Annotated in this window: 12 protein-coding genes; 10 read left to right on the forward strand and 2 right to left on the reverse strand. The window is 71.7% G+C overall.

From position 1 onward, the window contains the following. Positions 1-43 precede the first annotated feature (43 nt). Genes ACIBK3_RS39005 through ACIBK3_RS39025 form a run of 5 tightly spaced genes read left to right on the forward strand, consistent with a single transcriptional unit; the run spans position 44 to position 4,488 of the window. Positions 44-781, forward strand: coding sequence for a FadR/GntR family transcriptional regulator (locus ACIBK3_RS39005; protein ID WP_399372680.1), 738 nt, complete (start codon positions 44-46; stop codon positions 779-781). A gap of 5 nt (positions 782-786) precedes the next feature. Then, on the forward strand, positions 787-1,932 hold the full coding sequence (gene dgoD, locus ACIBK3_RS39010) for a galactonate dehydratase (protein WP_399372681.1): 1,146 nt from the start codon (positions 787-789) through the stop codon (positions 1,930-1,932). Positions 1,933-1,979: 47 nt separating this feature from the next. Then, entirely contained in the window at positions 1,980-2,600 is a 621-nt protein-coding gene (locus ACIBK3_RS39015; protein ID WP_399372682.1) for a bifunctional 4-hydroxy-2-oxoglutarate aldolase/2-dehydro-3-deoxy-phosphogluconate aldolase, read from the forward strand. Positions 2,601-2,650: 50 nt separating this feature from the next. Beyond that, positions 2,651-3,571, forward strand: a complete 921-nt coding sequence (locus ACIBK3_RS39020) for a sugar kinase (RefSeq protein ID WP_399372888.1) — start codon at positions 2,651-2,653, stop codon at positions 3,569-3,571. A gap of 14 nt (positions 3,572-3,585) precedes the next feature. Next, positions 3,586-4,488 carry an SMP-30/gluconolactonase/LRE family protein gene (locus ACIBK3_RS39025; RefSeq protein ID WP_399372683.1) on the forward strand — a complete coding sequence of 301 codons (903 nt, stop codon included), beginning with the start codon at positions 3,586-3,588 and terminating at the stop codon, positions 4,486-4,488. 118 nt (positions 4,489-4,606) lie between these two features. On the opposite strand, the gene ACIBK3_RS39030 is transcribed toward ACIBK3_RS39025, so the two are convergent. After that, positions 4,607-5,488 (reverse strand): helix-turn-helix domain-containing protein, encoded by an 882-nt coding sequence (locus ACIBK3_RS39030; RefSeq protein WP_399372684.1) that lies wholly within the window; start codon positions 5,486-5,488, stop codon positions 4,607-4,609. Positions 5,489-5,659: 171 nt separating this feature from the next. Here ACIBK3_RS39030 and ACIBK3_RS39035 point away from each other — a divergent pair, with 171 nt between their 5' ends. From ACIBK3_RS39035 to ACIBK3_RS39055, 5 genes are all read left to right on the forward strand, one after another. Continuing rightward, positions 5,660-6,676, forward strand: a complete 1,017-nt coding sequence (locus tag ACIBK3_RS39035) for a zinc-dependent alcohol dehydrogenase family protein (protein WP_399372685.1) — start codon at positions 5,660-5,662, stop codon at positions 6,674-6,676. 81 nt (positions 6,677-6,757) lie between these two features. Further along, positions 6,758-7,423: an SDR family NAD(P)-dependent oxidoreductase gene (locus tag ACIBK3_RS39040; RefSeq protein ID WP_399372686.1), complete on the forward strand. Its 666-nt coding sequence runs from the start codon at positions 6,758-6,760 to the stop codon at positions 7,421-7,423. Positions 7,424-7,438: 15 nt separating this feature from the next. Continuing rightward, positions 7,439-7,960, forward strand: coding sequence for a cyclophilin-like fold protein (locus tag ACIBK3_RS39045; RefSeq protein ID WP_399372687.1), 522 nt, complete (start codon positions 7,439-7,441; stop codon positions 7,958-7,960). Positions 7,961-8,128: 168 nt separating this feature from the next. Beyond that, positions 8,129-9,385 (forward strand): MFS transporter, encoded by a 1,257-nt coding sequence (locus ACIBK3_RS39050; protein ID WP_399372688.1) that lies wholly within the window; start codon positions 8,129-8,131, stop codon positions 9,383-9,385. Between the two features lie 167 nt (positions 9,386-9,552). Next, positions 9,553-10,320 carry an SDR family NAD(P)-dependent oxidoreductase gene (locus ACIBK3_RS39055; protein ID WP_399372690.1) on the forward strand — a complete coding sequence of 256 codons (768 nt, stop codon included), beginning with the start codon at positions 9,553-9,555 and terminating at the stop codon, positions 10,318-10,320. 57 nt (positions 10,321-10,377) lie between these two features. Here the strand turns inward: ACIBK3_RS39055 and ACIBK3_RS39060 are convergent, their stop codons facing one another. Beyond that, complete coding sequence (locus ACIBK3_RS39060) at positions 10,378-12,393, reverse strand: beta-galactosidase (protein WP_399372691.1); 2,016 nt, start codon at positions 12,391-12,393, stop codon at positions 10,378-10,380. Between the last annotated feature and the right edge of the window lie 38 nt (positions 12,394-12,431).

The following is a 12,431-nucleotide window of genomic DNA, read 5'->3' on the forward strand; positions in this document are numbered from 1 at the left end:
GTACGCGAGGCCCGCGCACCGGGCCTGAGCTGAGACGGAGAACGTGGTGACACATCCCGGTAGGGGGCTGCACGGCCAGGCCGTGGAAGAGATGGGCCGGCGCATCATCCGCGGCGACTACCCGCCGGGCTCCGTACTGCACCCGGACAAGCTCGAAGAGGACCTCGGCGTCAGCAAGACCGTGGTGCGCGAGGCACTGCGGGTGCTGGCGTCCAAGGGACTGATCGAATCCCGTCAGAAACGCGGCACGACGATCCGGCCCCGCGCCGACTGGAACCTGCTCGACAGCGACCTGCTGCGCTGGCAGGGCAGCAGCGCTCCGACCGACCGCTTCCTGGACGACCTCGCCGAGGTCCGCGCCATAGTCGAGCCCGCCGGCGCCCGGCTCGCCGCGGCCCGCCGTACCGATGCCGACCTGGCCGCGATCCGGCTGGCGCTCGACGCCATGGCGGCGGCCGGAGCGGACGCGGACGCGATGGTCGAGGCGGACCTGGCCTTCCACCGCGCTCTGCTGGAGGCCGCGCACAACGAACTGCTGAGCCGGATGGAGGTCGTCATCGAGGCCGGTCTGCGCATCCGTGACCGGATCGTGCACGGCGCGCAGCACTTCTCCGACTCCGTACCGGTGCACCGGGAACTGCTGCGAGCGATCGAGGCAGGCGATCCCGACGCCGCCGTGTCCGCCGTCGAGTCGCTGCTCACGCAGGCCTCCCAGGACCTGGCGGCCGTGCAGCCCCCTGACGAACACGACGAAGACGCCGCCGAGCACCGGCAGGAGTGACTCCTTTGAAAATCACCGAACTTGAGACGTTCCTGGTGGCGCCGCGCTGGCTGTTCCTGCGCATCGCCACCGACGAGGGTGTCACCGGGTGGGGCGAGCCGGTGGTCGAGGGCCGTGCGGAGACGGTACGCGCGGCGGTCCACGAACTGGCCGACCACCTCGTCGGCCGGGACCCGCTGCGCATCGAGGACCACTGGCAGGTGCTCACCAAGGGCGGCTTCTACCGTGGCGGTCCGATCCTCTCCAGCGCCGTCGCGGGCATCGACCAGGCGCTGTGGGACATCGCCGGCAAGACCTACGGCGTCCCGGTGCACCGTCTCCTCGGCGGCCCGGTACGGGACCGCGTGCGGATGTACGCCTGGATCGGCGGAGACCGCCCGAGCGAGGTGGCCGAGCTGGCCAGGGAACAGGTGAAGGCCGGCTTCACCGCCGTGAAGATGAACGCCTCCGCCGAACTCGCCGCGATCGACACCCCGGCACGCACCGCCGAGGTCGTCGAGCGCGTCGCGGCCGTGCGCGACGTGCTCGGCGACGAGCGGGACATCGCCGTCGACTTCCACGGCCGGGTCTCCACCGCCATGTCCCGCCGCCTGCTGCCCCTGCTCGAACCGCTGCACCCGCTGTTCGTCGAAGAACCCGTCCTGCCGGAACACTCGGGCCACCTGCGCGGCCTCGTGGAGTCCACCAGCGTGCCGCTGGCGACCGGCGAACGCCTCTACTCCCGCTGGGACTTCCGCGAGGTACTCACCAGCGGCATCGCCGTCGCCCAGCCCGACCTGTCGCACGCCGGCGGTATCTCCGAGGTCCGCCGCATCGCGGCCATGGCCGAGGCGCACGACGTCACCATGGCCCCGCACTGCCCCCTCGGCCCGATCGCCCTCGCCGCCAGCCTGCAGATCGCCTTCGCGGTGCCCAACTTCCTCATCCAGGAACAGAGCATGGGCATCCACTACAACCAGCAGTGCGACCTGCTGGACTACGTGATGGACCCGGAACCCTTCCGCTTCGACGGTGGCTACGCCGCCGTCGGCTCCCGCCCCGGGCTGGGCGTCGACATCGACGAGAAGGCGGTACGCCGCGCCGCCGAGAGCGGACACCGCTGGCGCAACCCCGTATGGCGCGGCGCCGACGGATCGTTCACCGAATGGTGACCCACCGACCGCCCACAGAAGAACCCGCTCAAGGAGAGCCCCATCCCATGAACCTGGTGGAATCGCTCGGAGTTCACCGCCTGCTGGCGATCGTACGCGGCAAGGACACCACCGCCGCACTGCGCGCCGTGCTCACGCTGGCCGAGGAAGGCATCGCCGCCATCGAGGTGTCGCTGACCACCGCCGACGCCCTGACAGTGATCCGGCAGGCGCGCGCCGAACTCGGCCCCGAGGCGCTGCTCGGTGCCGGAACCGTCCGGTCGGCCGCGGACGCCGCCCGCGCCGTCGACGCCGGAGCGTCGTACCTCGTCACCCCGGCACTGGTCGACGGGCTGGCGCCCTACGGCGTACCCGTGCTGATGGGAGCCCTGACCCCCAGCGAGATCGAAGTCGCCCTCGCCCGGGGCGCCGACGCCGTCAAACTCTTCCCCGGCTCCCTCGGCGGACCCGGCTATCTGCGGGCCCTGCGCGACCCCTTCCCCGACGTGCCCTTCGTGCCCGTCGGCGGAGTGGACGCCCAGGCCGCCCGCGACTACCTGGACCGCGGCGCCCTCGCCGTCGGCGTCGGCTCACCACTCGTCGGCGACGCGGCCGACGGCGGCGACCTGGACCAACTCCGCGCCCGCGCGGCCGTGTTCCGCAAGGTGGCCGCAGGGGAGACGCCGTGACGACACCGGGCCACCAGGCCGCGCCCGACGTGGTCACCTTCGGCGAGACGATGGCGGCACTACGGGCCCACAGCACGCTACGGCTCGGCGGAAACCTCGGCCTGTCCATAGCGGGAGCCGAATCCAACGTCGCCATCGGCCTCGCCCGGCTCGGACACCGCGTGCGCTGGGCCGGGCGGGTCGGTGCGGACGAACTCGGCGCACTGGTGCTGCGCACGCTGCGCGCCGAGGGCGTCGACACCGCGTACGCGGTCACCGACGACACCGGACGCCCCACAGGACTGCTGCTGACCGAACCCCGGTTGGGCACCCTGACCCGCGTCAGCTACTACCGCGCCGGTTCCGCGGGTTCCGGCGTGTCAGCGGCAGACGTGCTGCCCGCCCTCGCGTCGGGGCCCCGCGTCCTGCATCTGACCGGCATCACGCCCGCGCTCAGCGCGTCGGCGGCCGAGGCGGCTCTGGCAGTGGCCACGACCGCTCGCGACGCCGGCATCACCGTATGCCTCGACGTCAACTACCGCTCCCGGCTGTGGACCGCTGACCGGGCGCGCACGGTGCTCCGGCCGTTGCTGGACCGCACCGACCTGCTCATCGCCTCCGAGGACGAGCTGCCGCTGACGCTGGGACGGCCCGACGCAGGCGAGCCCGAGGGCGTGAAGAGCCTCCTGGCCGCAGGTGTCAGCGAGGTCGTCGTCAAGCGTGGTGCACGCGGGGCGACCACCTATACCGCCGACGGCGCGACCGACCGCTCGGCGCGACAGGTCGACGCGGTCGATCTGGTCGGCGCGGGCGACGCCTTCGTGGCCGGATACCTGTCCGCACTCCTCCACGGCGCCGACATCCCGGCACGCCTGCACCGAGCCGTCACCACCGCGGCCTTCGCCGTCAGCACCCGGGGCGACTGGGAGGGACTGCCGACGCAGGACGAACTCGGCCTGCTCGACGCACCGGACGGCACAACGATCCGCTGACAAGGAGAGAGACGATGACATCCGCCGCACAGCAGTCGACGACGACCGTGGTCCACGGCGGCTACGAGCTCGCCGAAGGGGGGCGCTGGGTCGACGGCCGTTTCGTGTACGTCGACATCCTCAGCGGCCGGCTCTTCGAACTGCACGACGGACCCGACCCGGCCCCGCGCCAACTGGCCCAGCTGGATGTGCCGCTCGGCGCCGTCGCACCGGTGCACGGCCGGCCGGACACCTGGATCGCCGCCGCGGGCACCGGCATCGCCCTGCTCACCGCCGACGGCACGCTGGACTGGCTGGACCGTCCCGAGGACCGCACCCTCGTGCCCAGCCGGATGAACGACGGCGTCGCGGACCCCGCGGGCCGCTTCTGGGCCGGCAGCATGCCCTACGACGGCACTCCCGGCGCGGGCTCGCTGTACCGCGCGGATCCCGACGGCACAGTGGAACGCGTCCTCGACGGTCTCACCATCGTGAACGGGCCGGCGTTCAACGCCGACGGCACGGTCCTCTACCTCGCGGACAGCGCCGCCGGCACCGTCCACCGCTGGCGCGTCGACCCGGCCACGGGCGACCTCACCGGCCGGGAGACCTTCGCCCGCTTCCGCAGCGACGAGGGCAGCCCCGACGGAATGACCGTCGACGACGAGGACTGCCTGTGGGTCGCCGTGTGGGGCGGTGGCGCGGTCCGCCGGTACCACCCCGACGGGCACCTGCTCCAGACTCTGGCCGTGCCCGCCCCGCAGCCCTCCTCCGTCTGCCTGCACCCCTCGCAGTCCCGCCTCCTCGTCACCACCGCCGGGCATGGGCTGCCTCGCCCGACGGCCGCCTCGGGTGCGGTGCTCAGCGTCCCGGTACCAGCCCGGTCACCCGAAGCCCGCTCGTGGCACGGGAGTTCGGGCAGCCCGGCACCACGCTGATGACGGCCGGCTCCACCACGTCGCCTGCCACCCGCTTGCCCTCGGGGAAGGCGCTGCCGGTGCCCGGTTCGCAGGCCACGCCGACGGTGCCGCCGTGTCCCGCGAACAGGCCGGCGCGTCACGCGGGTGGCTGCGATGCGGACAGGTGCTGATCCGCGGCCCACGAGGCGAGGATGCGCAGCCGCTCGTGGGTGGCGGAGCCGGGGAGCGCGGTCCAGACGGTCAGGTGCTGGTCGGGGTCGGTGTTGGCGGTGAGGGTGTCCCAGTCGAGGACGAGTTCGCCGACGACCGGATGGTTGAGGGTCTTGGTGCCGACGGTGCGGCCGGCGACGCGGTGGTCACCCCACCACTGGGCGAACTGCTTGTCCCGCATGGACAGTTCACCGACCAGTTCGATCAGGCGGGGGTCCTCCGGATACTTCGCCGCCTCCATCCGCAGTTGGGCCACGGCGATCTGCGCGGAGGCCTCCCAGTCGGCGTACAGGGTGCGCATCGCCGGATCGGTGAACTGGATCCGGGGATAGTTGCGGTTCTTTTCCGGGAGGCGGGAGAAGTCGGTGACCAGCGCGGCGGCCAGCGCGTTCCAGGCCAGGATGTCTCCGCGGCGTCCCTGCACGATGGCCGGGGTGGCGGTGAGGTCGTCCAGGACCCGCTGGAGCTGCGGCTGGACCTTCTGCCGGCCGCGGCGCCGGGGGCGGGTCGTGGTCTTGCCCGCGAGCTGGAAGAGGTAGCCGCGCTCGTCGTCGTCCAGATGGAGTACGCGGGCGAGTACGTCGAGCACCGGCGCGGATGCCTGCATGCGGCCCTGTTCGAGGCGCGTGTAGTAGTCGGTGCTGATACTGGCGAGCTGGGCGACCTCCTCGCGGCGCAGCCCGTCCACCCGGCGGGGGCCGCCGCCGTGGGGCAGGCCGACCGTGCGCGGACTCAGCTCCGAGCGGCGCTTCTTGAGGAATTCTCCCAGCTCGTTGAGGGGAACGTTGCCGGTCATGTTTCCCAGCATGACACCGATGGCACCTGCTGAAGGGGGGAGAGTTTACTCCCTGGATGTTCCTCTCCCAGGATGTGTTTCTCCACTTTTCGTGCCTGCCCGCCCGTGTGAGGCTCGAGGTGCGCAGCCGTTCGCAACCCCTGGCTGCGGGCCACGGAACCTCGCACTGAAGGAAGCACCACCATGCGCGGAGCAGTCATCTACGCCCCCGGCGACGTGCGTTTCGAGGAGCGCGACGAGCCGGAGATCACTCAGCCGACCGACGCGGTCATCCGCACCGTCGCCGCCTGCGTGTGCGGTTCGGACCTGTGGCCCTACCGCGGTCTCGAACCCGTCGGCGAGCCTCACCCGATGGGGCACGAGTACGTCGGCGTCGTCGAGGAGGTCGGCAGCGCGGTCACGTCGGTCAGGCCGGGCCAGTTCGTGGTCGGTTCGTTCGCCACCTCGGACAACACCTGCGCGAACTGTCGTAACGGCTGGCAGTCCAACTGCCTGCACCGCGAGTTCATGAGCACCTGCCAGGCCGAGTACGTCCGCATCCCCAACGCCCAGGGCACTCTCGTCGCCACCGACGAGCACCCGGACGCCGAGTCCGTGCCCGGCCTGCTCGCCGTCTCCGACGTGATGGGCACCGGCTGGTGGGCCGCCCTCGCCGCCGAGGTGAAGCCCGGCTGCACCGCGGTCGTGGTCGGCGACGGCGCGGTCGGCCTGTGCGGTGTGATCGCCGCAAGGGAACTCGGTGCCGAGCGGATCATCGCCATGAGCCGCCACATGTCGCGCCAGAACCTCGCCCTCGAATTCGGTGCCACCGACATCATCAGCGAACGCGGCGACGAAGGCATCGCCCGCGTCAAGGACCTCACCGGCGGCATCGGCGCCGACGCGGTGCTGGAGTGCGTCGGCACCTCGGAGGCCATGCGGCAGGCCCTGAGCTCCGCCCGGCCCGGCGGCAACGTCGGCTTCGTGGGCGTGCCCCACGAGGTGCAGATCGACGGCCAGGAGCTGTTCTTCTCCCACGTCGGCCTGCGCGGCGGCCCCGCCCCCGTGCGCCGCTTCCTGCCCGAACTGATCGACCTGGTCCTGTCCGGCCGGATCAACCCCGGCAAGGTCTTCGACCTCACCCTCCCCCTGGAGCAGGTCGCCGAGGGCTACAAGGCGATGGACGAGCGCCGCGCCATCAAGGCCCTCCTGACTCCCTGACAGCGCGCGCGTCCACGTCCCCGGGCGCACCGCCGACGGCGCGTCCGGACGCGATCGGCCCGTTCCACCCAAGGACTCACCATGACGACCTTCGCACTCGTCGGCGCCGGACCCGGCCTCGGGCTCGCCACCGCCCGCCGCTTCGGAGCCGCCGGCCATACCGTCGCCCTGATCTCCCGCGGCGCCGGGAACCTGGACGACCTGACGGCCGAACTCGCCCGGGACTCCATCCAGGCCCGTGGCTTCCCGGCCGACTGCCTCGACCCGGCGAGCCTGACGGCGGCCCTGCGGGCGGCGGCCGACGCACTCGGGCCCGTCGAGATCCTCCAGTACAGCCCCCTGCCCCGCGCCGACTTCATGCGGCCGGTCCTGGACACCGGCGCCGACGACCTCGACGCCCCGCTGTCCTTCTCCGTCAAGGGACCTGTCACCTGCGTGAACGCCGTCCTGCCCGGCATGCGCGCCCTCGGTCGTGGCACGTTGCTGTTCGTCAACGGCGGCAGCGCCGTACGCCCCAACCCCGACCGGGCCGGCACCTCCATCGCCTTCGCCGCCGAGAGCGCCTACGCCCGCATGCTGCACGACGCCCTCGCCCCGGAGCGCATCCACGCAGCCCAGCTGATCATCCCGGGCGCCATCCACCCCGAAGCCGAACACAGCAGCCCCGACGCCCTGGCGCAGCGCCTGTACGACATCCATCGCGAGCGGGACGGTTTCCGTCACTACGCCGAGCCCCTGCCCGGCTAGCCACTGGACAACCCCGTGAACTCTGCTCCCCTTCGCGTTCTCGCCCGCATGGTCCCGGCCGCCACCCTGCTGCTGGCCATGACCGCCTGCGCCGACGATTCCCCGTCCGCCGCCGCCTCCTCCGAGCCCGCGTCGCCGCAGGCTTCGACGGCCCCGGCAGCCACCCCACCGACCGGCAGGACAACCGCGATGAACATCCGGCTCACCCTCGACGGCCATCACATCGACGCCACCCTGAACGACAGCCCCACAGCCCGCGACTTCGCCGCCCAGCTCCCCCTGACCCTCTCCCTGCGCGACCTCAACCAGGCCGAGAAGATCGCCGATCTGCCCCGGAAGCTGTCCACCTCCGGTGCCCCGGAAGGCGCCGACCCCCAGGTCGGCGACCTGGCGTACTACGCCCCCCGGAACCAGCTCGCCACCTACTACCGCGACGCCCCCTACGCGACCGGCCTGGTCATCCTCGGCCGCATGGCCGACGGCGGCACCGAGCAGCTCGCCACCGCCGATGAGATCACCGTCGAAGCCGTGCCCTGACCCACCCCACCGTTCGCCCCTGTACGAAGGGGGGAGGAGAACCTCCCCTTTTCGTCCGGTTCGCCGCGTGGAACCGTCGAAGACGTGGCCGCGCCGTCCACTCTCCGCCGCGACGGCTTCAGCGGCCACCAAGATTCCCCGTTCTCCACGCAAGGAGGGACCACACGCATGCCTTCCGCATCCGGGACCACCCCCGGCAAGCTCCCCTTCGTCGTCTGGGTGCTCGCCGCCGGCACGTTCCTGATGGGGACCACCGAGTTCGTCGTCGCCGGCCTGCTGCCGGAGCTCGCCGGTGACCTCGGCGTCAGCGTCTCCCACGCAGGGCTGCTGATCACCGCCTTCGCCATCGGCATGATCATCGGCTCCCCGACCATGGCCCTGGCCACCCTGCGCCTGCCCCAGCGCCGGACACTGGTCCTCGCGCTCTCCGTCTTCTGCCTCGGACATGTCATCGCGGCCCTCAGTACGTCCTTCACGGTCGTGCTCGCCGCCCGCGTCGTCACCGCCCTGGCCACCGGAGCGTTCTGGTCCGTCGGCTTCGTCGTCGCCACCACCGCGGCGGGCCCGGACCGTGCCACCCGTGCCACGGGCACCATGATCGGCGGCCTGACCCTGGCCAACGTCGTCGGCGTGCCGGTCGGCTCCTTCGCCGGCCAGTTCACCGGCTGGCGCGGACCCTTCTGGGCCCTGGCGGCTCTCTCCGGGCTCGCCGCCGTGTTCATCGGCCGTTTCATCCCCGCGAGCGAGCAGCGCGCCGAGGTGTCGATGCGGGCCGAATTCCGCGCTCTGCGTCAGGTCCGGCTGTGGCTGGCGCTCGCCCCTGCCGTGTTCATCATGGGCGGTGTCCTGGCGGCGTACAGCTACGTCACCCCGCTGTTGACGGATCGCGCCGGCATTCCGGAGGGCGCCGTACCGCTCGTCCTCATCGCCTTCGGTATCGGCGCCCTCGGCGGCACCACCACCGGCGGCCGCCTGGGCGAGTACCGCCCGATGGCCACCACCCTCACCGCCGCGGCCGCCACCGCCCTGGTCCTGTTTCTTCTGATCCCGCTGTCCACGAACCCCGTCACGGCCACCGCCCTGGTCTTCCTCATGGGCCTGACCGGATTCGCGGTCAACCCGGTCGTCACCGCACTCGCCATGCGCTTCGCAGGCGACGCCCCCACGCTCACCTCGGCGCTGACCACCTCCGCCTTCAACACCGGCGTCGCCGCCGGAACGGCGATCGCGGGTACCGCCCTGGACTCCTCCCTCGGTCTGACCGGACCGCCTCTCGTGGGCGCCGTCATCGCCGCTCTCACGCTGCTTCCGCTGATCGTCCTGGCCGTCCAGTCGGCCCCGGGCACATCGCGCATCGTGGCGCAGCGCTCACCTTCCACGCGGTCGCGAAACGAGGAGCGAGTGCACGACACCTCACATCACTGAGCCCGGCCCGGGCCCCTCGCGGTCGTCTCGGACGCCGCCGTCCGGGTCGTCGACGGCGGCCAAACCGTCTGAGGGCCCGGCAAGTCCCTTGCTGAGGCACCCATCCCAGCAGCCCACCCGGCACCACGCCGCACCGCGCAACTCAGCTCTCGATCGGAGACCACGACGTGAACCCCACGTATGACTTCACCGGTCAGGTCGCCCTCGTCACCGGAGCCGGCTCCGGCATGGGCCTGGCGACCGCCCGGGCCTTCGCCGAGTCCGGGGCCGCCGTCGCCCTCACCGACATCGACGAAGCCGCCCTGAACGCGGCCGCGCAGGAACTCACCGACGCCGGCCACCAGGTCCTTGCCCTCACCTGCGACGTCAGCGATGAGGACCAGGTCGCCGCCGCGGTCGACCGCACCGTGGAAACCTTCGGCCGCCTCGACATGGCCTTCAACAACGCGGGCATCCAGATTCCCCCGAGCGACGCAGCCGATGAACCCGTCGAAACGTTCGATCGTGTCAACGCCATCAACCTGCGAGGCGTCTGGGCCTGTATGAAGCACGAACTGCGCCACATGCGCGCACAGGGGAGCGGCGCCATCGTCAACTGCTCCTCCCTCGGCGGCCTGGTGGGTCTCCCGGGTCGCGCCTCCTACCACGCCTCGAAACACGGCGTGATCGGCCTGACCAGCAGCGCCGCCCTCGAATACGCCCCGCGCGGCATCCGTGTCAACGCCGTGTGCCCCGGCACCATCGACACCCCGATGGTCAGCGACATGATCGCCAAGGGAGAGCTCGACCGCGCCGAGGCCGAGGCCAACCAGCCGATCAACCGCCTCGGCACCGCGCAGGAGATCGCCCAGGCCGTCCTGTGGCTGTGCAGCCCCGGGGCCGGCTTCGTCATCGGAGTCGCCCTCCCCGTCGACGGCGGCTATGTCGCCCGGTGATCCCGACGGCCCGGCCGCACTGATCGGCGCGGACAGAGGCTGCCCGGTGCGCTGCGGTCAGTGTGCCTCGCGGACGACGGCGACGCCTCCCGGTGGGACGGTGACGGTGCCGGTCACGGTTGTGCCGGTGAGGAGTTCGACGCCCTCGGCGGGCACCTCCGCGCCCTTCCCGGCATGGTCGATGAGGAACAGGTAGTCGGCTTCCGTGCCGCGGCGCCGGACGACCTCGATCCCGGCGGGCGCCCGGTGCTCCGGTGTCGCGCCGGCCTCCTGGCTGATGCGGTGGAGCACAGTGGCGAGCGTGTCCTGGTCGGGGTGGGTGGCCAGATACCAGGCGATTCCGCTGCCGTGCTGATGGCGGGTCACGGCGGGGACGCCGGCCAGCTGTCCGTCGGCGTAGGAGGCGACAGCCCGCGCGCCGGCGAGTCCGACCCGTTCCGACCACAGGTCGGCCGTGGCGCCCGGAGGTACTTCACCGGTCAGGCCGGCCGTCTCTCCCGGTAGCAGGGGGAAGAGTTCGTCGGTGACCACCCCGAGGACCTCGCGGAACGCGCCGGGGTAGCCGCCCAGGAGGACGTGGCCGTTCTCGTCGACCATGCCGCTGTGGAAGCCGACCGCCAGCGTCCCCCCGTCTTCGGTGTACCGGGCGAGGTTCGCCGCGGCCGCCTCAGAGACCAGGTACAGCGACGGTACGAGGACGAGTTTGTAGCGGTCGAGTCCAGGGTCGTCGGGGCGTACGAAGTCGACGCCGACGCCCGCCCGCCACAGGGGTGTGTACCAGTCGCGCACCAGGTCCTGGTAGCGCAGTTCGCCGCTGGGCTGGGCGGGCAGTTCCAGGGCCCACCGGGCGTCCCAGTCCCATACGATCGCCACCTGCGCCGCACCGGCGGAGTCCCGCACCTCGGACAGGGCCTTCAAGTCCGCACCCAGCTGGACGACATCCCGCCAGACGGCGCTGTCGGTGCCGGTGTGGGGCAGCATCGCGGAGTGCCACTGCTCGGCGCCCGCCTTCGCCGCCCGCCACTGGAAGAACGCGATGCCGTCGGCGCCATGGGCGACGTGCGCCAGTGCGTTGCGCCGCATCTCTCCCGGCCGCTTGGCACGGTTGACCGGCTGCCAGTTGACGGCACCGGTCGAGTGCTCCATGAGGAACCACGGGCCGCCCGCGAGCGACCGCATCAGGTCGCCGTGGAGGGCGATGTCGATCTCGGCTTCCGGGTCGTCGGACATCAGGTAGTGGTCGTTGGAGAGGATGTCCAACTCGGGTGCCCAGCGCCAGTAGTCGAGCGCGTCGAAGGTCCGCATGACCATGAAGTTGGTGGTGGCGGGAGTGTCCGGAGCGGCCCGGCGCAGCACCTCGCGTTCGGCGGTGCACAGCGACAGCAGTTCGTCGGAACAGAACCGACGCCAGTCCAGCTGGTGGGTGGGGTTGGGGACGGCGCCGGTGGCGCGGGGCGGCAGGATCTGGTCCCAGGCGTAGTACCACTGGCTCCAGAAGGCGGTGCCCCAGGCGTGGTTGAGGGCGTCGAGGTCGTCGCCGTACTTCGCGCGCAGCCACCTGCGGAAGGAGGCGGCGCTGGTGTCGCAGTAGCAGGCGTCGTTGTGGCAGCCGTACTCGTTGTGGACGTGCCACATGACGACCGCCGGGTGGGCGGCGTACCGCTCGGCGAGGGCACCCGCGATCCGCAGCGCCGCTCTGCGGTAGACGGGGCTGCTGGGGCAGAAGGTCTGGCGGCTGCCGGGCCACAGCCGGCGGCCGTCCCGGTCCACCGGCAGTGCTTCCGGATGCGCCCTGAAGAACCAGGCGGGCGGGGCCGCGGTGGGCGTGGCGAGGTCGACGGCGATCCCGTTCTCGTGGAGCAGATCGAGAATCCGGTCCATGCGGGAGAACTCGAAGAGACCCTCCGCCGGTTCGAGCAGCGCCCAGGAGAAGATGCCGACGCTGACCATCGTCACCCCGGCCTCGCGCATCAGGCGTACGTCCTCGGCCCAGACCTCCTCGGGCCACTGCTCGGGGTTGTAGTCGCCGCCGTAGGCGATACCGGGCAGGCTCAGGCGGCGTTCGGTACTCACTGGTGGTGCTCCGGTGGAGAGGAGAGACAGGTGACGTG

Origin of the sequence: Streptomyces sp. NPDC050287 (assembly GCF_044459385.1) — a bacterium.
Lineage (GTDB): Bacteria > Actinomycetota > Actinomycetes > Streptomycetales > Streptomycetaceae > Streptomyces.

Coding starts and splice junctions, on each gene's coding strand:
- ACIBK3_RS39015 (WP_399372682.1), top strand. CDS start 1,980: ATGAACCTGGTGGAATCGCTCGGAGTTCACCGCCTGCTGGCGATCGTA.
- ACIBK3_RS39020 (WP_399372888.1), top strand. CDS start 2,651: ATGGCGGCACTACGGGCCCACAGCACGCTACGGCTCGGCGGAAACCTC.
- ACIBK3_RS39025 (WP_399372683.1), top strand. CDS start 3,586: ATGACATCCGCCGCACAGCAGTCGACGACGACCGTGGTCCACGGCGGC.
- ACIBK3_RS39030 (WP_399372684.1), bottom strand. CDS start 5,488: ATGCTGGGAAACATGACCGGCAACGTTCCCCTCAACGAGCTGGGAGAA.
- ACIBK3_RS39035 (WP_399372685.1), top strand. CDS start 5,660: ATGCGCGGAGCAGTCATCTACGCCCCCGGCGACGTGCGTTTCGAGGAG.
- ACIBK3_RS39040 (WP_399372686.1), top strand. CDS start 6,758: ATGACGACCTTCGCACTCGTCGGCGCCGGACCCGGCCTCGGGCTCGCC.
- ACIBK3_RS39050 (WP_399372688.1), top strand. CDS start 8,129: ATGCCTTCCGCATCCGGGACCACCCCCGGCAAGCTCCCCTTCGTCGTC.